At 66.2% G+C, this 19,310-nt stretch carries 13 protein-coding genes; 2 read left to right on the top strand and 11 right to left on the bottom strand.

What is annotated here, in order from left to right:
• Positions 1 to 5: 5 nt before the first annotated feature.
• Positions 6 to 2,057, bottom strand: coding sequence for a cellulose biosynthesis cyclic di-GMP-binding regulatory protein BcsB (locus tag ACM9HJ_RS18555; RefSeq protein ID WP_416573249.1), 2,052 nt, complete (start codon positions 2,055 to 2,057; stop codon positions 6 to 8).
• A 77-nt stretch (positions 2,058 to 2,134) separates the two neighbouring features.
• On the opposite strand from ACM9HJ_RS18555, the gene ACM9HJ_RS18550 reads away from it, so the two are divergent.
• The gene (locus ACM9HJ_RS18550) at positions 2,135 to 3,130 is read left to right on the top strand and encodes a glycoside hydrolase family 113 (RefSeq protein ID WP_416573248.1); all 996 of its coding nucleotides are present in this window, start codon (positions 2,135 to 2,137) and stop codon (positions 3,128 to 3,130) included.
• Between the two features lie 16 nt (positions 3,131 to 3,146).
• Here the strand turns inward: ACM9HJ_RS18550 and ACM9HJ_RS18545 are convergent, their stop codons facing one another.
• The 7 genes from ACM9HJ_RS18545 to ACM9HJ_RS18515 form a co-directional block, all read right to left on the bottom strand.
• The gene (locus ACM9HJ_RS18545) at positions 3,147 to 4,565 is read right to left on the bottom strand and encodes a mannose-1-phosphate guanylyltransferase/mannose-6-phosphate isomerase (RefSeq protein ID WP_416573247.1); all 1,419 of its coding nucleotides are present in this window, start codon (positions 4,563 to 4,565) and stop codon (positions 3,147 to 3,149) included.
• Between the two features lie 501 nt (positions 4,566 to 5,066).
• A complete protein-coding gene (locus tag ACM9HJ_RS18540) occupies positions 5,067 to 6,644 on the bottom strand; it encodes a hypothetical protein (RefSeq protein WP_416573246.1) in 1,578 nt (525 codons plus the stop codon).
• Entirely contained in the window at positions 6,641 to 7,363 is a 723-nt protein-coding gene (locus ACM9HJ_RS18535; protein WP_416573245.1) for a response regulator, read from the bottom strand. The genes ACM9HJ_RS18540 and ACM9HJ_RS18535 overlap by 4 nt, the downstream gene beginning before the upstream one ends.
• 100 nt (positions 7,364 to 7,463) lie before the next feature.
• Positions 7,464 to 8,372 (bottom strand): SDR family oxidoreductase, encoded by a 909-nt coding sequence (locus ACM9HJ_RS18530; RefSeq protein WP_416573244.1) that lies wholly within the window; start codon positions 8,370 to 8,372, stop codon positions 7,464 to 7,466.
• Positions 8,369 to 9,733: a spinster family MFS transporter gene (locus tag ACM9HJ_RS18525; RefSeq protein WP_416573243.1), complete on the bottom strand. Its 1,365-nt coding sequence runs from the start codon at positions 9,731 to 9,733 to the stop codon at positions 8,369 to 8,371. The genes ACM9HJ_RS18530 and ACM9HJ_RS18525 overlap by 4 nt, the downstream gene beginning before the upstream one ends.
• Positions 9,733 to 10,293 carry a nuclear transport factor 2 family protein gene (locus ACM9HJ_RS18520; protein ID WP_416573242.1) on the bottom strand — a complete coding sequence of 187 codons (561 nt, stop codon included), beginning with the start codon at positions 10,291 to 10,293 and terminating at the stop codon, positions 9,733 to 9,735. The genes ACM9HJ_RS18525 and ACM9HJ_RS18520 overlap by 1 nt, the downstream gene beginning before the upstream one ends.
• 105 nt (positions 10,294 to 10,398) lie before the next feature.
• On the bottom strand, positions 10,399 to 12,693 hold the full coding sequence (locus ACM9HJ_RS18515) for a TonB-dependent receptor (RefSeq protein ID WP_416573241.1): 2,295 nt from the start codon (positions 12,691 to 12,693) through the stop codon (positions 10,399 to 10,401).
• Positions 12,694 to 13,172: 479 nt separating this feature from the next.
• Here ACM9HJ_RS18515 and ACM9HJ_RS18510 point away from each other — a divergent pair, with 479 nt between their 5' ends.
• Positions 13,173 to 14,669 carry a hypothetical protein gene (locus ACM9HJ_RS18510; protein WP_416573240.1) on the top strand — a complete coding sequence of 499 codons (1,497 nt, stop codon included), beginning with the start codon at positions 13,173 to 13,175 and terminating at the stop codon, positions 14,667 to 14,669.
• A 3-nt stretch (positions 14,670 to 14,672) separates the two neighbouring features.
• On the opposite strand, the gene ACM9HJ_RS18505 is transcribed toward ACM9HJ_RS18510, so the two are convergent.
• The 3 genes from ACM9HJ_RS18505 to ACM9HJ_RS18495 are packed head-to-tail and all read right to left on the bottom strand — an operon-like array spanning position 14,673 to position 19,143.
• Entirely contained in the window at positions 14,673 to 16,133 is a 1,461-nt protein-coding gene (locus ACM9HJ_RS18505) for a M20/M25/M40 family metallo-hydrolase (protein ID WP_416573239.1), read from the bottom strand.
• A gap of 14 nt (positions 16,134 to 16,147) precedes the next feature.
• Entirely contained in the window at positions 16,148 to 16,495 is a 348-nt protein-coding gene (locus ACM9HJ_RS18500) for a copper resistance protein CopC (RefSeq protein ID WP_416573238.1), read from the bottom strand.
• 44 nt (positions 16,496 to 16,539) lie between these two features.
• On the bottom strand, positions 16,540 to 19,143 hold the full coding sequence (locus ACM9HJ_RS18495) for a TonB-dependent receptor plug domain-containing protein (protein ID WP_416573237.1): 2,604 nt from the start codon (positions 19,141 to 19,143) through the stop codon (positions 16,540 to 16,542).
• Positions 19,144 to 19,310: the final 167 nt, after the last annotated feature.

Here is a 19,310-nt window from a genome sequence, read left to right as displayed (position 1 = left end):
ATGGATCAGGCCTTCGGCGCGCGGTTGCGGTACCAGCGGCGCAAGCCACCCACGGCGACCAGCGTCAGCAGGCCCCAGGCACCCAGCACCAGCACGATGCGGAAACGATCCAGCCAGTCGGCCCAGCCATCGTCACCGGCCACCACGACGCGCACGGCGCGGTCGCGGACGGTGTCGAACGCCATCAGCAGGCCCGTCTGGTCGGCAAAGGCGACATTGCCCTTGTCGAAGGACAGGCGCGGCAGGCCGGCCGGCACCTTGCCATCCGAACTGGACAACGACAGGCCGGGCGTACCGTCGATCGTTGCCAGCTGTGCGGTCAGCAAGCCTTGCGCGCCGGTCACGTCCAGCAACGTCTGGCCGCCGCGATCCTTCACCGACACCGCACCGCCATCCAGGCGTACCGGCAGGTCAACCTTGCCCGGCAGCGTGGTGCCCGGCAGCTGGATGAAGGGCGTGGCCGGCTTGGTCTTGCCGTCACCGACGATCACCGACAGCGGTGCCGACGCCGGCACCAGATCGGCCGCCACACGCGCCGCCAGGTTCAGGGCGTCGATATCGCCCAGCTGGGCCTGGGTCACCACCAGCGTGGCGCCCTTCTGCATGGAAGGCGACAATGTATAGAAATCAGTCGGTGCGGCACCGTCCGGCGTCAGGGTGACGCGGCTGCCGGGCAGGATCTGCGCCGGGCTGGCCATCGGCGCCTCGCGGCAATCCCCGCCGGCCGGCTGGCGCTGCAGCACCGCGCGGATGGCATTGGACCGGCCCAGCAGCCCATCGGGCAGCGGCACGGAAATGCGCTGCACCTTGCCGCCATCGGGCAGGGCCACGCTGCGCAACAGGGTATTGTTGACGAAGACATGCAGCAGCTGCGGCTTGTCACCCATGGTGCTGCCGGGCGCCAGCTCGATCTCCAGCGCTGCCGGACGCTGGCCCTGCGGCACCTGGGTATAATCCAGACGCAGCGGCCATTCCGCCCGATCCACCAGTTCCTGCACGCCCTGGCCCAGGCCAAGGGCGGCGAACGGAATACCGTCATTGCCGGCCATACTGCCCGGCTGCGGCCTGGCACCCGTCACCTTGGCATTGAAATCATTCACCAGCGGCGACCAGCCATCCAGCAGCAGGCGCACCTTCTCCCCGTCGATCCCGTCCAGCAGGGCGATGGCGGGTATGCCCCCGATGTGGAACAGGGAGACATCGTCGCCTTCCCCGGCCGGCAGGCTATAGCGCTCCGCAGCACCGGAACCGGCCTGGGCGCGCAGACGGTCCTTAAGGGCGTTCAGTTCCGCCCTGGTCGCCAGGAAGATCGTGCCCGTGTCCATCTCCGCCAGCGTCGGCATCGGCGGGGGCGGCGGCAGGTCGACCTTGGGCGCGTCGGGCGCGGGCGCCTTGGCCTCCCCCGGTATCCGGATCAGGTGGACGCGGCGCCCCTCACGCATCAGGGTCGCGGTCAACTGAACGGCGGCCTGGAACTGCGCCGGCGTCAGGGCGTCACCGATGAAGATGGTGACCCGCGGCCCCAGCGCCGACCAGGCCGCCCGCACGCTGTCGATCTTCGCCGGGTCGATGCTGTAGGTCACGGCACTGTCGGGCGACAGGGTGACGAAGCCGCCGGGCAGGCGCTGGTCGACGCAGCGATTATCCGTCCATTGGGCGCCCCAGGCGACGGTGGCCTTGGTGAAGGCCTCGCGGACATCCGCGCGCGGCAGGGCCAGCGACAGGGCGTAATCCTGCGTCCCGGTCTTGACGGCCCCGGTCCAGCGCGGTTGATCATTGATCATCACCTGCACCGACCCGCGCTGCCCCTCGGCCAGGGCCCCGGTTAGCTTGGCATCCAGGGTCAGGCCGCTGGTCGGCACCCAGGCCGGCAGCGGGAAGAAGATGTCCTGGCGGGCGGCGATGCCGGACAGGGTCAGCCCGTCCGGATAGCCCAGGTCGCGCAGCGTGACGCTGCGCGCCTCCGGCTTGGCCGGGTCGGCCGCATGGGCGGCGGATACCAGGGCAGTGCCAGTGAACAGGGTCGTGAACAGGGCGGTGATCAGGGCGTTGCGCATGGGGCTTACCATTGACAGGAGGGCCGTGACCGGTGCCCGATGGCGCCCGGCATTGCGTGGAAGGAAGGAAGCGGGTGATGGCAAAGATCGCCTCGCGGCGGGGAATTCTGCGGATGGGGGCCGGTCTGGCAGGGCTTGGCCTGCTGCCGGGCGGCGGCACCCGGGCCGTCGCGGCCCCATGGCGCGGCGCCAACCTGATCGCCACGCCGGAGGCGCCGCTGGGCTCGCCCGCCTGCGGACAGGCCTTGAAAAACCTGCGCGACCTGGGCGGCAATGCCGTGGCCCTGATCCCCTTCCTGTGGCAGCCGGCACCCGCCAGCCCGGAGATCGTGCTGGGCGACGCGGTCAGCCCGGAGACCTTGCGCGCCGGCATCCGCCAGGCGCGGGACCTGGGCCTGCGCGTCATGGTCAAGCCACATGTCTGGGTACCCCAGACCTGGGCCGGCGCCATCGAATTCAGCAACGCCGTTGACCAGACCCGCTGGATCGGCCGCTACCGCGCCATCCTGCTGGATCTGGCGCACCTGGCGCAGGATGAGGGGGCCGAGGCGCTGGCGCTCGGCACCGAACTGCGCGGCGTCAGCGGCGATCCCGCCTGGCCCGGCATCATCCGCGCCGTCCGCGAGCGTTTCAAAGGTACGGTGACCTACGTCGCCCATTGGGACGGCGAACTGGAAAAACTGCCCTTCCGTCCCCTGCTGGACGTCGCCTGCAGCAGCCTCTACCCGCCCTTGGGCGATGATGATGCCGGCCTTGCCGCCCGCATCGACGGGCTGGCCGCCGATCTGGCCCGGCGGAAGCCGCTCTGGATCGGTGAACTGGGCCTGCGCAGTGCCGTGGGCGGACAGGCCAAACCCTGGGAAAGCCCGGAAGAACGCGATGCCCATCCCGATGGCGACCTGCAGGCCCGCGTGCTCGACCATTGGCTGGCGGCTCTCGCCCGCCACGGCCTGCCCGACGTGCTGGTCTGGCGCTGGTTCAGCGACCCCGCCGCCGGCGGCCATCACGACACCGACTTCACGCTCCAGGGCAAGCCCGCCGAAGCCGTCCTGCGCCGCCATTTCAGTGGCTGACACCCCGGCTTTCTCCTCACGCCCGGCCATAGGTATCTTCCAGGCGCACGATATCGTCCTCGCCCAGATACGAACCCGACTGCACCTCGATCAGGTTCAGCGGCACCTTGCCGGGATTCTCCAGCCGGTGGACGCTGCCCAGCGGCAGATAGATCGACTCGTTCTCGCGCACCAGCACCTGTTCCCCGTCGCGGGTGACCAGGGCCGTGCCATTCACCACGATCCAGTGCTCGGCGCGGTGGAAATGCTTCTGCAGGGACAGCTGATGCCCCGGCTTCACCGTGATGCGCTTCACCTGGAACCGGTCGCCGGCATGCACCGACTGGTAATAGCCCCAGGGACGATAGACGCGGGGGCGGCTCTCCGCCTCCTTGCGCTTGTCGGCCTTCAGCTTCTGGACGACGCCCTTCACATCCTGCACCGCGTCCTTGTGCGCCACCAGGATGGCGTCCGACGTGGCGACCACGACGACATCCGACAGGCCCAGCACCGCCGTCAGCACCCCGTCGGTGCGCACATACGATCCCGTGCAGTTGCGCACGATCACGTCGCCGCGCAGGGCATTGCCGGCCTCGTCCTTCTCCACCACCTCATGCAGCGCCGACCAGGAACCGACATCCGACCAGCCGATGGAACAGGGCACGGTGGCGGCACGCGTGGTGCGGGCGAAGACGGCATCATCGATGCTGACCGACGGGGCGGCCTTGAAGGCATCGGCCCCCAGGCGCACGAAATCCAGATCGCTGGCGCGGCCCGACACGGACGCGGTCACGGCCTCCAGGATCGCCGGCTCGAACGCCTGCAACTCCTCCAGCATGCTGGCCGCGGAAAAGATGAACATGCCGCTGTTCCAGGAACAGCCATCGCGCAGCAGTTCCTCCGCCTTGGACAAAGCCGGCTTTTCGACAAACCGGTCGACGCGGAAGGCGCCGTCGATCCCGTCCAGCCCGGCACCGGGCCGGATCCAGCCGAAACCGGTTTCCGGCGTTTCCGCCTTGATCCCGAAAGTGACCAGATGCCCTGCCGACGCCGCCTTCGCAGCGACATGCACGGCTGCCGCCCAGGCGGTACCGTCACGGATCACATGATCGGCCGGCAGCACCAGCAGCAGCGCTTGCGCGTCGATCTCACGTGCCAGCAGGGTGGCGGCGGCGATGGCGGGTGCGGTGTTGCGCGCCGCCGGCTCCAGCACCAGGGCGCGGGGCGTGATGCCCATGTCGCGGAACTGCTCGGCCAGCACGAAACGATGCGCCTCCGCCCCCACCAGGATCGGCGCCCCGAATCCGGCCGTCATGCAGCGTTCGACCGTCTGCTGCAACAGGCTGCGGCTCCCGGCCAGCGGCAGGAACTGCTTGGGATATTGCTCACGCGAAAGCGGCCACATGCGCGTACCGCTGCCACCGGACAGGATGACGGGGATGATGGTGGGGGACATGACTGCCCTTGTCGTTCATTGGGGGAGATGCTCTGACCCAACCTTTCGAATAGGCGCTAACCTTTTGAATAGGAAGGGAGAACGGGGACTCTTCTCTCTTCGACATGTCTAGTGGATCAAGCCCGGACGGGCCACACGCGGGTGCGTATCCTGAAGAATAGGTTAAGGATCGCAGCCGCAATGATTGAAGAATACGGCAGGCCGGCAACCCTTCCAAAAGGGGGAATCCCCCGCCGAACGGCCTATGCCCCACACCCGATGGGCGGGGGCCAAAATCCCGCTGCGCCCCCGAAACGCACGGTCACCACCGTTGCCACCCTCTTTACCGTCACCCCGGCGAAGGCCGGGGCCCAGGTCGTAGAGCAAGGTGCTTGTCATCTGGGCCCCGGTCTTCGCCGGGGTGACGGTGGATATTGCTGGAACCCTTACGGCCCAAGAGTTTCGCGGGGGAGGTAAAAAGGCTGCTCCAGGAACGGTTCTCTACAAATCCGACAGACCCGCTCACAACCCCGCCGCGACCGCCAGCTCGTCCAGCGCCACCAGGCCCGTATCCTTCCAATGGCGGGTGCGGCGCAACTCGTCGCGGACCAGCACCATCAGCGCCGCCGCCAGATCGCGTTCCCCGTCGCGCAAGGGGTCCTCCTGGCGCAGCCGGTCGGTGACGGTGCGCACCAGCCCCTTGTCCAGCAGGGTGATCCAGCTTTCCGCCCCGCCGCCCAGCGGCTTGGAGATTTGCAGCATGCGCACCGCCTGGGCCAGCCGGTCGGACGGCGATACGGCACGCGGATCGGACAGGGCCTGCTGGAACGACGCCTTGGCATGCTCCAGCACCTGTTCCTTGAAATTGGTGTGGCCGGAGCCCCAATGCATGACCCGGCCGATGACCGCGCGCCAGCGCACGCACAGGCCCAGCGCCCATTCCAGCGCGTCCTGGTCCGGCAGCGCGCGTTCGATAGTGCGGCCGGCGGCGATGCAGCGATCGACCAATGCTGGATACAGATTACGCTCCACCGCCTTGACCATCAGGTCCATGTAATCGCGCGCCTGGGCACCCAGGCGCGGATCGTCCAGGATCTCGAACTCCTCATAGATGCCCAGGATGGCATCCAGATGCCCCAGTTCCTCGCCCAGCGTCAGCCGGCGCAGCGTGGTGGCGGCAAGCGGTCCCTTGATGGGGTGGCCGGCCCCGGCCAGCGCGCCCCCCTCCTGCCCGATGCGGGCACAGGTGCGGCCGAAATGGCTGTCCAGCGCCTCCAGGATGCGGGCCTGCACAGTGGGTGAACCATCCAGCAGGAAGGGCACCACGGCGCGATAGGCGCGGCGGCGATGCATCAGCGACAAGGGCACCATGAACAGCGCCATGCGCGCTTCCGGCGTGGTCAGCGATTGCAGCGGATGCAGGGCGAAGGACGCCGCCAGCTCCACCATCACACCCGCCGACCCGCTGCCCGCCAGTACGGAATTGGCGATGGAACGCAGGGCCGCCCCATGGGTCAGCACGCCGCGGATGGTGATCAGATCCTCGGTGGTCAGCGCCCGGGGCGTGAAATCCACCCCCATCCGGCGCAGCTCCGCCGCCCGCCAGCTGTTCAGCGCCGCCAGCACCTTGTGCAGCCGGGCGGCATCGCCGCTCAGCCATTCCAGCGCGCCGCGCCGCGCCTGTTCCTGCAATCCCTGGATTTCCGGCAGGGCCAGCACCAGGTCCAGCGGATGTTCGGCCACCAGGGCCGGCATCTTCGCCTCGATCTCCGCCGCCAGCTTGGCCAGCGGCCCCGCCGCCGCCTGGGTCCAGACGGCCCCCATATCCACGGCGTGCAGCACGCCCAGGCTGGAGAAGCCGGGCCGCAGCATCTCCATATCCGCCGTCATGAACGGTTCGAACAGCTGGGTGAACAGTCGGCGCCCATGCTGCTGGCGCGAGGCGTTGATCCGCTCCACCAGGGCGCGGCGCACCACGGCCAGCTTGCCATTGGTCTCCCCTGCCCCCGCCAGCTCGCCATAGAGCAGGCGCGCCGCCCCCGTGGGCAGGCGGGAAACCAGGGCCGCAACCGTCTTGCCGATCTCGTCCGGGCCGCTCATGCCGCACCCACCGACGACAGGGTGACATCCATGTGCGGCCAGGGCATCTCCGCGGCGATCTCCGCCGCCAGCGCCATCAGGCCGGAACCATTCTCCGCACCCTCGACCAACAGGGAGAATCTGCCCCCCTCCCCGCGGCAGACCCATTTGTCGGCCCGGTCATTGACGCTGGAAAACACCTCGATCAGCTTGTCCCTGATCTCGTCCGCGCCATGCTGGCCCAACTCCAGCTTCAGTTCCGGCCAGTCGGGCAGGCTGACATCCAGCCGCACGCCGCGCACGAAGATGCCGTCCAGCGCCTGCCGGCAATCGACACTTTTCAGCCGCGCCCCGGCCGGCGGGCGCAGTGCGGTGCGCAGCCGGGCGGCCAGCGCCACGGGTGCGACCGGCTTCACGATGTAATCGGTGGCCCCGGCGGCAAAGGCCGCCGCCAGGCTCTCGCTTTCCTCAAGCGCGGAGATGACGATCAGCGGAATATTGGTCAAACGCGGATTGGCATGGATTTGCGCTGCCGCACTGATCCCGTCGATCCCCGGCAGCATCACATCCATCAGGATGGCGCGCACATCCGATGCGGGGCCGGACGCCCTGTCGATCTCAAGCAGTTGCAACGCATCCTCGGCACTGGCCACGGCCTGGGCGGGGCCCAGGTTGGAATGGGTGATGATGGCCGACAGGATGATGCGCTGTTCCTCGCTATCCTCGACAATCAGGATCATCACCGCCCCTCCCCACCGGTTCCGGGACTTTATCCCCGGCTGAATGCTACTGCATAGCTATCCAGATTATCACGGGTGGATGGGGCACATGCCAGATGCTTTACGTTGCGCGTGCCCCCCAATCCTGCCGGCCGGCCCATTCCTCCAGACTGGTCAGCCGCACGGGCAGGTCGGCCAGGATCGGCGCCATGTCCACGGTGAAGGGCTTCTCCTCCCCGTAATTGTACCATTCATAGATGCGGCGCAGCTCCCCCGTCAGCCGGTCGCGGTCCAAGGTCGTCACATCCTTGAACACACCCGCCATGGCGTCGCAGAAATCCGGGATCGGCCGGAAATCGAACCGCAGCGGGCGCCCCAGCACCGCCCCCAGCCGTCGCGCCAGGTCCGGCCCTCTGATCGCCTCCGGCCCCCCGACATTATAGGCGCGGCCCGACAGGTCCGGCCGGTCCAGGGCGGCGATCATCAGGTCGGACACATCATCCTGGCAGATCCAGCAGACATCCAGGTCCGGGTGATGGGGATAAAGGATGCGGCCCTCTTCCAGGATGTGCTGGCGCGCCCAGGCGCGCAACAGATTGTCCAGATAGATCACCGGCTGGATCGACACCGTCGGCACGCCGCTGTCGCGCAGCCTCTCCCGCATCTCCCAGCGTGCATCATGGGCCGCGAAGCCACGCTTCTCGTCCTTCACGATCATCGAACTGTTGAACACCGCCATGCGCAGCCCTTGGCGCCGCGCCGCCTGTCCGATGGCGTCCACCGCCCGGATCAGCGGGTCCGCCGCCTGGAACGATGTCGACGGCATGGTGACGAACAGCGCATCCACCCCGTCCAGGACGCGGGCCAGACTGTCGGGATCGCGGTAATCGGCCGCCACGCTGTCCACCCCCGCTACACCCAGGCGGGACGGGTCGCGGGCCACGGCCACGGGCGTATGCCCGGCCGCGATCAGGCGGCGCAGCTGCGCCGCCCCCTGGTCGCCCGTGGCCCCGAAGACGAGGATTCTCACGACGCTTTCTCCAGTTCCGCCTGGGCGGCACGGAAGGCGCCCAGGCCGCGCAGCATCAGGACAGAGGCACCGATGCTGGAGGCTGAACAGACCAAAGCCAGCGACCAGCCCACCATGCCCGGATCACCGAACAGCCGGTCGGTGATCAGCGCGATGAAGGTGGGCGCCAGGCCCAGCCCGACGATGGAAACGGTGAAGACATAGAGGGATGAGATGACGCCGCGCATGCGGTTCGGCGTCACCATCTGCAACGCCGACGCCGCCATCGCCATGGGCAGCGTGTAGAAGAAGGTCACCCCGATGGCCATGCTCAGCGCCAGCTCATAGGTCGGGCAGAAGGGCAGCGCCACGGCGAAGGGCACGACGCCCAGCGTGGCCAATGCCGGCGTGCGGAACGCCGCGTCGCCATAACCACGAGCGGCCAGGAACTTCGCCAGATACGGCCCGCACCACACGCCGACCGAGCCGGCGATCAGCACCGACGCCCCATATTCCAGCCCGACCGACGACATCGACACCCCGTAATGCCGGATCAGGAAGGAGGGTATCCAGGCCGGAAAGGCGTAAAGGGCGATGACATGCAGCGACATGCCGCCATAGAACGCCCCATAGAAACCGCGCCGTTCGCGCAGGAAGTGCCATATCTGGGCCAGGGTGAACCGTTCCTGCTCCCCCTTCCCGCCCTTCGACCGTACCGGTTCCAGCACCGTCAGCATCAGTGCCGCCAGCACCATCCCCGGCACGCCCACCACGATGAAGGCCAGATGCCAGGGGTCCAGCAGACCGAACGGCCCGGCATTCACCGGCCCGACATGGCCCAGTTCCTGGATGATCAGCCCGCCGAAGATCAGCGCCAGCCCGCCACCCAGATAGGGTCCCATCAGTAAGATGCTCATGGCGCGCGGCAGCTTGTCCTTGCTGAAATAATCCGACAGCAGCGACCAGGCCGCCGGCATCAGGCAGGCCTCCGCCCCGCCCACCCCCATCCGGGCGCCGAACAGCTGCCAATAGCTTTGCGACAGGCCGCAAAAGATGGTGAAGACCGACCAGATGGTGACCCCGGTCCAGATGATGGTGCGGCGGTTGCCGATATCGGTCCACCGCCCGAACAGCGGCCCCATCAGCACATAGGCCAGCGTGAAGGCCAGACCCTGCAACAGGCTGATCTGCGTGTCGGTCAGCAGGAACTGGCCCTTGATGGGCTCCACCAGCAGGTTCAAAATCTGCCGGTCCACGAAGGCCACGGCATAGGCCACCGTCAGCAGCACCGTGACATACCAGGCGTAAAGCCCGTCACGCGGCACCGGGCGGGCCTCAGGCTTCGCGGAAAGGGTGACGCCGGACATCAGGCTGTGGGTCATCAGGCGGCACTCTCCCCCGACTGGTGGTACAGGCGCCAGCTGGGCAGTGGTTCGGGATAATCGGCCGGGCGGCGGTCGCCATAGGCGCGCTGGCGCAGCGGATCGCCCAGCGCCTGGGCATATTCCGTCACCGGCAGATAATAGAAGAAGGTCAGCAACCGGTCGGCGAACCGCCATTTCCCATCGGCCCCGCGCCGGTATTGATCATTGTAACGCAGCGCCGTCAGCATGGCCTGACCATTGCGCCAGACCTCGGCATGGGAGGTGACGATGCCCGTCGCCCGGTCGGGGTCGCCCTCATCGAAATCGATGACATGATCATGGGTGAAATGGTTGCACGGCCCCAATGCCGCGAACCGGCCGCGATACTGCTCCATCACCGCCGCGCGCCCCTGCGCATTCAGCACGCCATCCTTGGACCGGAAGGCCCCATCCGGCGTGAACAGATCGCCCAGCCCTTCCAGGTCGCGGTCATCCACGGTCAATCCATAGCGGCCGATCAGGTTGGAGATCGCGGCCCGCGCCTCCAGCCGGTCGATGCGCTGTTCCAGGGTCAACATGCCGTATTCTCCTTGGCCGTAGGTCAGGTCGAGCGTCAGCGAGCCCTGACAAGCGACGGTGCCGAAATTGTCAGGGCTCGCCTGCGGCTCGACCTGATCTACGCATCAAAACTTCGCCGACAGCTCGATGCCGTAGGTACGCGGCACGCCGCCCCACACCGCGCGATGCGTGCCGCCATCGAAGCCGAAATCATAATATTCGGCATCACCCAGGTTACGGCCGAACACGGAGATCGTGTAGCTGTCATCCAGGGAATAGCTGACCGAGGCGTCCCACAGCCCATAGGCGTCCAGGGCCAGCGACGGGCTGTTCAGCGTATCGATGAACTGGTCATCCACCCAGGTGTACGACGTGCGGAACCGCAGCGAACTGTTCGCCGATACCGGCACCTCGTAACTGGCCGCCACCGCGTACTGCCATTTCGGCACGCGCTCGAACTTCAGATCCTTGGCGATGGGACCATCGATCGCCGGCTCGTACACGCCGTTGCGGTTGGTGTCGATATTGGCAAAGCTGTCATAGGAGGCGTTGGTGTAACCCAGCGAGGCATCCAGGGTCAGCGCATCGGTGACCAGATAGGAGCCTTCCAGTTCCACGCCCCAGATCGTGGCCGACGCGGCGTTGCGCGGCACCTGAGTCACGGTGGGCAGACCGTTGACGATCACCGTGTCGGATACGGTGCGCTGGATATTGGTATAATCCGACAGGAAGGTGGCGGCGTTGAAGCGCAGGCGCCGCCCCATCAGCTCGCTTTTGAGACCCGCCTCGTATGACGACACCGTCTCCTGGTCCACCGGCCCCAGCACGGCGGCGTTGGTGGCACGGGCATTGAAGGAACCGGAGCGGAAACCCTTGGTCCAGGACGCGTAGGCCAGCACATCCTCATCGATCTTCCAGTCCAGGCCGACCTTGGGGGAGAAGCTGTTCCACTTGTCATCGCCGCTCAGGCGCGCCACCGGACAGGCATTGAAGTCCAGCGAGTTGTAGAGTGCGGCGTTGAACGGGCACAGCTCGATCTCCTTCTTCTCCACCGTATAGCGGCCGCCCAGGATCAGCGACAGCTGGTCGGTGAACTTCACCGATCCCTGGCCGAACACGGCGTAGGAACTGTCGTCGGTCTTGGCGATGCCGACGGTGCGGGAGATGACGGGGGCGGTCGCCGGGCCGCTGGCGTATGCGGCACGCCGCTCGGCGATATACATTTCCTGGGTGAAATAATAGAGGCCGGCGGTGAACTCCACCCGGTCGGAGAAGCTGGACGCATAGCGCAGCTCGCCCGAATATTGGTGCTGGCTTTCGCGGTTGTCCGGAAACTCGAACACCGTATAGGGCGACCCGTCGAAATCGGTGGAGGAATTGAACTTCACGTCGCGATAGCCGGTGACCAGCGATACCACGCCATGGCCCACATCCAGGCTGGCATCGATGATGCCATGGGCGGCCGTGGTGTCGACATAGCCCTGGTCATTATGATTGATGTCGTACTTGTCGGCTGGCGGCGCGTAGCCGAAGACGCGCTGGACCGTGGCGGGAGAGGCCACCAGCTGGCCGTTGACCAGCAGCATGCGTGGATTATTGCGGCTGTCCAGGTTCTGGGAAGCAGACGAGCCGCCCTTGTCCCGGTAATATTCGCCGATCAGGTCGATGGTCAGCACCTCGTTGGGTGTCCAGCGGAAGGTCGGGCGCAGGATGGATGTATCCACGTCCGGCTTGTTCCGCCCCGTGATCAGATTCTTGAAATAGCCGTCGCGGCTTTTCGACATGGCGGCGATCTTGCCGGCCAGCTGCCCCTCGATAATGGGGAACTGTACCGCCGCCGACACGTCCAGCCGGTCGTAATTGCCATAGGTGATCTTGATATCGGCCCCCAGCTCGCCATCGGGCCGGGTGGACATCACGGATACCGCACCACCGGTCACGTTCTTGCCGAACAGCGTGCCCTGCGGGCCGCGCAGCACCTCGACCGAGGCGATGTCGAACGTGTCCTGCATGGAGGCCGGGCCGAAGCCGATATAGATGCCGTCGACGAAGGTGCCGACCGCCGGATCGACGGTGCGGATCGTGTTGGACGACCCGATGCCGCGGATGAAGAAGTTGGAAAAGCCGCCGAAGGTGCCCGACTGGTTCAGCTGGATATTGGGCGCCATGCGGCCCACATCCACCAGATCGGTGGCGAAGCTTTTTTCCAGGGCGTTGGCGTCGAAGGCGGTGATGGCGACCGACACGGCCTGCACATCCACCGCACCCGCCCGCTTCTGGCTGACCACGACGATCTCGTCCAGCATCGGGGCTGCATCGGTCTTCTTCTCCTGCGCCGTCGCCGGCAACACACCCGACAGCAGCGCCAGGCCCAGGACCGGCAGGGATGGACGCCAGGACAGTTCCGCACGCTTAGACATCTTGAACCTCCCCATGGGACCGTTCAGGCCGGCCCCCTTGCTGTGCGGCGCCGATATCGCAGCGTATATGGGAAAACCCATCCAGGTCCACCACAGGCGCTGTTCGATCCAACGCTATCGCTTGTTGTGTATAAATTCTATACGGTTTGTGTATGCATGACGGCAAGGACAAATCACCCGCCAAACCAAATTTTTTGTAACGAGCGTTGGAAATCAGGTTTGGGCATGGCGAAGCCATACCAAAGGCTTACGGCATGATGTACCTTGAAGGTCGCAGTTTGCTGCCGCTGCGGCGCACGCGCCCGCACCAGGGACCGGCAATGTCGCCGGGGCCTTCTCCGTATACAGAATCGGCAATCCCATATGCCGTGCACCGCGACGGTTGGAACCGATGCCCGGGAAGCAGCCTGGGCGATTATCCCTGCGCACCGGCACGCGGCATGGTAGATTCCGCCCGCCGGAACGAACGGAGAAGATGGATGCAGGTGTCGGGTTTTCCAGGCCGCAAGGCATTGCTGCTGGCGGCATCCCTGTCCGCCCTGCTGCTGGTGTCAGGCTGCGGCGACCCGCAGGCGGAGGCCAACAAGCGGGTGGTGGAGGCGGCGCAGACCCTGTCGACGCTGACGGAAAAGACATCGGCGGCGGAACGCGTGGCCGCGCTGGAGAAGGCGGAAAAGCTGCTGGCCAGCATCCCGGCGGAGCTGGCGGAAACCAGCGTCGCCGTCGATATCGTGGCGGGAAAGCCCGTGGGCGGCCACCGGCTGGCGGATATCAGGGTGACGTTGGTCGTGGCGCGCCGGCTGGCGGCACAGGAGAAGTGCCAGACCGAACCGTCCGAACAATGTCTTGTCGACCTCTATGTGGCGGCGTTCGACACCCTTAAGAAGGATAGTGACCGCGACTACTGGCGGATCATCTGGGTAGAATATCTGATCCGGTCGGACCGGCTGGAAGAGGCCAGGGCGGCGGCCAAGGATCTGTCGCGCGCCGATGCCGCGCTCTTCGCCCATGCACTCGAAGGACGCTCGTTCGTGGAGGCCGCGGCGGAGTTGCTGCGGTCGGGCGGCAATCCGATCACCATTGTCGATGATGCCGCCAAGGCCGGCGACAAGGCCGCCCTGACGGCATTGCTGTCGGACCCGGCCATCATCCCCCATCTCAACATTTACCACATCTCCGCGCTGGACCTGGACGGCGTGCAGATTGACGCGGCGGCACGCCAGCAGCTGATCGACGAGACCTGCCGCACGCTGTCCCCTCCCGAGTATGGCGACACCATCCTGGCCCCTTACAAGGCGTCACATTTCGTCAAGGCCATGGACAAGCTCGGCGCCCGTGACACGGCCAGGACATTGGTGGAAAAGCTGGAGGAAAGCTGGCGGCGGCGCCTGGCCTCCCAGGGCCCGCTGAACGACCTCCTGACGGACGGGCGCCTGTTCGCCAGACTTTACAATGATCTGGGGCTGGTGGACCGCCGCAACGCCGTCAGCGCCACGGTGCTGGAAACCGCACTCAAGGCGCCGGACAAGGGCGTCAGCCAGCTGGTCGAGAAATGCGAAGATGTCTGCCTCTCATTGACCGACGCCCATCTCGCCCGTCTGGTGGAACTTTTGGAACGCGACCGGGACGGTCGCCGCCGGGCACAGCTGGGTCTGGCCCTGATACAGACGGGGCGCGGGGAACTGGGTGAACGGCTGCTGAAGGGCAACGAGGGGACCTTGACCGACCTCGACCTGCTTCAGTACCTGAGCCGGCCCGGGGATTATCCGCGCTACCTGCAGCTGGCCCAGGGCATCAACGAGCCGGAGGCGTTCGTGCGTGCCGAGATTTTGCGCCTGGGATGGGCCAAGGGCAAAGACCGTCAGGACGCGATCAACCGGCTGGTGACGCTGATCCCCCAGGTCCGCTCGCCCGATCAGCGTTACTATTACACCCAGCGGGCCTTGACGGAAATTCCCGAACCCCGGGACAAGTGATCCCTACTTCCCCGCCACCTGCTTCAGCACCCCGTACACATAATCCACGCCCTCATGCACCGACTTCACCGCCACCCGCTCATCATGGCCGTGAACACGGGAGCCGGTGTCCGGATCGGTGGGAAACGGCCGGATGCCATAGACGGGCACGCCGCGCGCCCGCCACGGCCCGGCATCGGTGGACGCCTGCAGCATCACCGGCAGCACCTGGGCCTGCGGCCAGACCCGCTTGGCCTGTTTCTCCAATGCGGCGAACAGGTCGGTTTCGGTGCTGGAGGGCTGGATTTTGCTGCGCTCGCGGAAGAACGCTTCCTGTTCCTCCTTGGGCCTGGAATTGACGATCTCCACCTCGATACCTTGATTGCCGATCAGGGCCTTCACCTGTTCCACGAACTGGTAGACATCGACACCGGGCATCAGGCGGGCATTCATGATCGCCTCGGCCTCGCCCGGAATGATGTTGGGCTTCACCCCGGCATTGATCATGGTGACGACCATCGTGTCGCGCATCAGGGCCGACAGGGTCGGCGCCTCCTTCGGATGCGCGGCCAGCAATTCCTTCGCCGCCACCAGCCGTGCGGCATCGTCACCCGCCGCCAGCAGCCGATCCACCGCCCCCGACAGCGGCCCGGGATAAAGCTTCGCCAAGCCCTTGAAATAGGCCACCGCCGGCGGGGTCAGCTTGATCGGTGTCTCCGCAAACGCGATCTTGCCCAGGGCCGCGATCAGCTGGCCATTGGCCGTCTCCATCGGCGGCACGGCCAGCGACGAATGCGCCGCCTTGCCCCGCGCGGTCAGCTTCAGATTGAGGGTCTGCTTGTCGGCGACGGAGATATTGATCTGCCGGACCTTGCCGTCAGGGTCCAGCATGGTATTCCCGCCCTCGTTCAGGGCCACGGCGGCATCGATCTTGGCCCAATGGTTCTGGGCCAGCCAGCCGGTATTGAACCGCCCCTGCTCCTCGTCCGCCTCGGCCAGGAAAATGATGTCGCGCTTCAGCCGCACCTTCTCCTTGGCAAGCCGCATGACCGCACGGGCGAACACCGCCACCGCACTCTTATTGTCCAGCGCACCGCGGCCATAGACGAACCCGTCCTGGATGGTCGCGGCGAACGGATCGACGGTCCAGAATTCCCGCTCCACCGGCACCACATCCGTGTGCGCGGCCAGCAGCACCGGCGCCATGCTGCCATCCCCCTTCAGCCGGGCGATGAAATGAGCCGCCTTGCCATTGGGCGACAGGATGATCTCCGTCTCCACCCCCAGCGGCTTGAACAGGCTTTCCAGATGGGCCGCCAGTTTCGTGGTGTCGCCGGGCGCGTTCACCGTGTCGAAGCGGATCAGCTCCTGCAACAGGGCGACAGCGGCATCGCCCTCCGCATTCTTCGATGCGGCCTGGGCTGCGGGTGCCGACAGGGCCAGCAGCAGGGCCGGAACCAGCAGATTGCGAAGGGGATGCCTCATCGTCGGATACTCCGTTACTTCACGGTGATCTGATAGGAACCGGCGGATTCATGCCCGTTGGCCGCGATCACAGCCCAATCCACCTTATAGGAACCGGGCGCCAGCTTGGCCTTCGGCGTCACGGTCAGCGACTGCTCATCAGCACCGTCCGTGACGGTGACCCCACCAGCCGGTGCCGGCGACAGGGTGACGCTGGCCTTGCCCGGCGTCAGCTTCTCCGAAAAGGACAGCGACAGGGTGGCGGGCGCCGGCCCGGTGCTGTCCACCGCCGGATCAGCCGCCTTCAGCTTGGGATGGGCCAAAGCCGGGGCGGTCAGCAGCAGCGACAGGGCGGCGGCGGTGAAAAGGCGATGGATGCGCATGGGAATGGTCCTTCTGGTTGGGGGGAGGGAGCGAGAGAGAAGCGTTAAAACCGATACGTCGCCTTCACATGGAAGGCCCTGCCATTCACCCCGTACGGCGCGATATAGGCGTAGGGGAAGGTGCCGTTATTGTCCGCACCATTGGTCCCGGTGGCCACCGATGCGGCGGTCGAGGCGATCTGCTTTTCCGGATACTTGTCGAACAGGTTCGACACGCCGGCCGACAGGGTGAAATCCTCGGTCAGGTCGTACCCCGCCTCGACATCCACCACGATGTCGGCGCGGTAATACTGGATGATGTCGGAATTGGCCGAACCGGGGGCCGCCGGCACCAGCTTCACCTTGTAACCCGGCGTCAGCGCCGCCACCTGGGCCGGCGTGCGGTTGGTCAGCGCCACCTGCGCCACCTCGCCATAGCGCGTGCCGGTCAGGCTCAGGCGCATCGCGTCCTTCTGCCAGTTCAGGTTGGCGGTGATCTTGTCCTTGGGCATGCTGTCGGTGAAGCGCACCTGCTGGGTCAGGTCGAACAGCACGGTGGTGATGCCGATGGCGGACAGGGCGGCCGGCGTACCGGCGATGCGGTCGAACTTGGTGTCGTTGAAGTTGGCGGCCAGCGTGCCGGTCAGCACACCCAGGTCGTCCAGGTCATGCTTGTACCGCAGGGTGACGTCCAGGCCCTTGGTCGTCGTATCCACGGCATTGGTCAGGTAGGAGATGGCACCCAGCCCCGGATAGCCCTGTGCCGCCAGCATGTTGGTCAGCGCCGTCGACTGGAAGTTCGACGACATGGCGATACGGTCGGTGATCTCGATCCGGTAATAATCCACCGTGGCATCGAAATCGCCGCTGCTGAACACCACGCCCGTGGAGATATTGTCCGACTTCTCCGGCTTCAGCGGCCCGGCACCGACCAATGCTGCCGTCGGATGATAGACGGAGATGTTACGGATGCGCAGCGGCTGGCCGTTGACGAAGCTGACATTGGTCGAACTGAAATAGGACTGGGCCAAAGCCGGGGCGCGGAAACCGCTGCCGAACGACCCGCGCACCGCCAGTTCGTCGGTGATCTCGAACCGCCCCGCCAGCTTGTAATTGGTCGTGTCGCCGAAATCGGAGAAATCCTCGTAGCGCAAGGCACCGGACAGGGTCAGGCGCTCATCGAAGAAATCGCGCTCCAGCTCCAGATAGGCGGCCTTGCTGTTGCGGCTCTGGTCGGTGGCGTCCTCCGGCGTGTTGCCGCCGCCGGGCTGGGCCCCCACCGGCGCCGGGCGGCCGGCATTGGGGCCGTCCAGGATGGGCACGCCGCCATTGGCATAGCTGTCGGGCTCACCCACGCCCAGCTCATAGAATTCCTTGCGATATTCCAGGCCGAACGCGACCTTCAGCGGCTCGCTGTCGCCCAGCGGGATTTGTCGGGTGACATCCAGGTTGGTCGTCCATTGCCGGAAATCGTTGAAGCCACGGTCGAAGCTGGTCTTGCTGGCCGTGCCCTGGGAAACGTTGGCGGTGTTGGAATAGCCGGTATTGATCCGCGACCCGCCATACAGCGTCGACAGGTCCCAGCCGAACCCGGCCAGATCATCCCCGCGCACGCCGAACGCACCGGAACCGTTGATGATCTCGATCTCCTGGATGGGCATGAACCCGTCGGGATAGAAGGCACGCAGCGTCTCGTCCTGGCCGGCACGGCGGTAGAAGTTGAAGCTGTTGCCCTTCACCCGGCTGTACCCGCCGAAACCATAGGCCGTCACATCGTCCGACAGCGGCTTCTCGGCATTCAGGAACAGGGCAAGCTGCTCGTATTTCGGCTCACCGAACTGCCACATGTTGCGGTCGATGGTCGCCTCGCGCGGGTCCAGCGTGCCGTTGGATGGCGTCAGGCCGATGCCGGAACCATAATTGGCCGATGGCATGACCAAGGCGCCGGCGGCGTTGCGGCCGAAATATTGCTGGCGGGTGTCGGGCGCGGCGCGGTTGGTCTCCTCATGGTCCTTGTACTGCACCGTCAGGCGGGCAAAACCGTCATCGCCCAGCTCGATGCCCTTGGCCACCGACACTTCCACATGCTGGCCGTCACCTTCCTCGGTGATGCCATACATGGCCGATGCGGTGCCATCCGTGCCCTTGGCCAGCTGCACATTCATCACGCCGGCGATGGCGTCCGACCCGTACTGGGCGGCGGCACCGTCGCGCAGCACCTCCACCCGCGTCACGGCGGCCGACGGGATGGCGTTGAAATCATAGGCCACGTCGCCGCGCCCGATCTGGTTGCCGGCATTCACGCCGGGGGCGGTGTGGCGACGCTTGCCATTGACCAGCACCAGCAGCTGACCGGTCGACAGGCCGCGCATGGTCGGCGGCGTCAGGAAGTCCAGGGCACCGGCCGCCGTGGGGCGCGGCGTGCTGAAGCTGGGCACGACCACCTTCAGCATGCTCTGCAGGTCGGTGGCACCGCCGCGCGTCAGTTCTTCCGCCGAAATGCTGTCGATCGGCGTGGCGCTTTCGGTGACGACGCGCGGCTCGAACCGCGAGCCGATGACGATGATCTCCTCCAGCTCCGCCGGCTGCGCCAGGACGGGGGCCGCCACCAGCAGCAGGGCCGTGGTGGAAAGGCAGGCTTTGGTGAGTTGCTTCAGTCCCTTACCCATGATGATGGTTCCCTGTTCTCGTCTGTTGGTTTGGTGGCTTGGGGGCACCTCTGCCGGGTGCCTTTGGTGCGCGCCTGGTGCTTTCGGGCATGGATCGCCCGTTCACGGATGGCGATGCCTCCCGTGGGGAAATGGTCCGGTGATGTCGGGGGATGGGGCGGTTTATC

The organism is Niveispirillum sp. KHB5.9 (assembly GCF_048066115.1).
In the GTDB taxonomy this organism is placed as follows: Bacteria; Pseudomonadota; Alphaproteobacteria; order Azospirillales; family Azospirillaceae; genus Niveispirillum.
Note: the sequence above shows the minus strand (reverse complement) of the source record. Positions and strands in the feature narration are given on the sequence as shown.

Bases quoted from the DNA above. Each gene is read 5' to 3' on its own strand.
- ACM9HJ_RS18510 (WP_416573240.1), top strand. From the start codon at position 13,173: ATGCAGGTGTCGGGTTTTCCAGGCCGCAAGGCATTGCTGCTGGCGGCA.
- ACM9HJ_RS18535 (WP_416573245.1), bottom strand. From the start codon at position 7,363: ATGATCCTGATTGTCGAGGATAGCGAGGAACAGCGCATCATCCTGTCG.
- ACM9HJ_RS18515 (WP_416573241.1), bottom strand. From the start codon at position 12,693: ATGTCTAAGCGTGCGGAACTGTCCTGGCGTCCATCCCTGCCGGTCCTG.
- ACM9HJ_RS18555 (WP_416573249.1), bottom strand. From the start codon at position 2,057: ATGCGCAACGCCCTGATCACCGCCCTGTTCACGACCCTGTTCACTGGC.
- ACM9HJ_RS18525 (WP_416573243.1), bottom strand. From the start codon at position 9,733: ATGACCCACAGCCTGATGTCCGGCGTCACCCTTTCCGCGAAGCCTGAG.
- ACM9HJ_RS18550 (WP_416573248.1), top strand. From the start codon at position 2,135: ATGGCAAAGATCGCCTCGCGGCGGGGAATTCTGCGGATGGGGGCCGGT.
- ACM9HJ_RS18520 (WP_416573242.1), bottom strand. From the start codon at position 10,293: ATGTTGACCCTGGAACAGCGCATCGACCGGCTGGAGGCGCGGGCCGCG.
- ACM9HJ_RS18495 (WP_416573237.1), bottom strand. From the start codon at position 19,143: ATGGGTAAGGGACTGAAGCAACTCACCAAAGCCTGCCTTTCCACCACG.
- ACM9HJ_RS18505 (WP_416573239.1), bottom strand. From the start codon at position 16,133: ATGAGGCATCCCCTTCGCAATCTGCTGGTTCCGGCCCTGCTGCTGGCC.
- ACM9HJ_RS18540 (WP_416573246.1), bottom strand. From the start codon at position 6,644: ATGAGCGGCCCGGACGAGATCGGCAAGACGGTTGCGGCCCTGGTTTCC.
- ACM9HJ_RS18500 (WP_416573238.1), bottom strand. From the start codon at position 16,495: ATGCGCATCCATCGCCTTTTCACCGCCGCCGCCCTGTCGCTGCTGCTG.
- ACM9HJ_RS18545 (WP_416573247.1), bottom strand. From the start codon at position 4,565: ATGTCCCCCACCATCATCCCCGTCATCCTGTCCGGTGGCAGCGGTACG.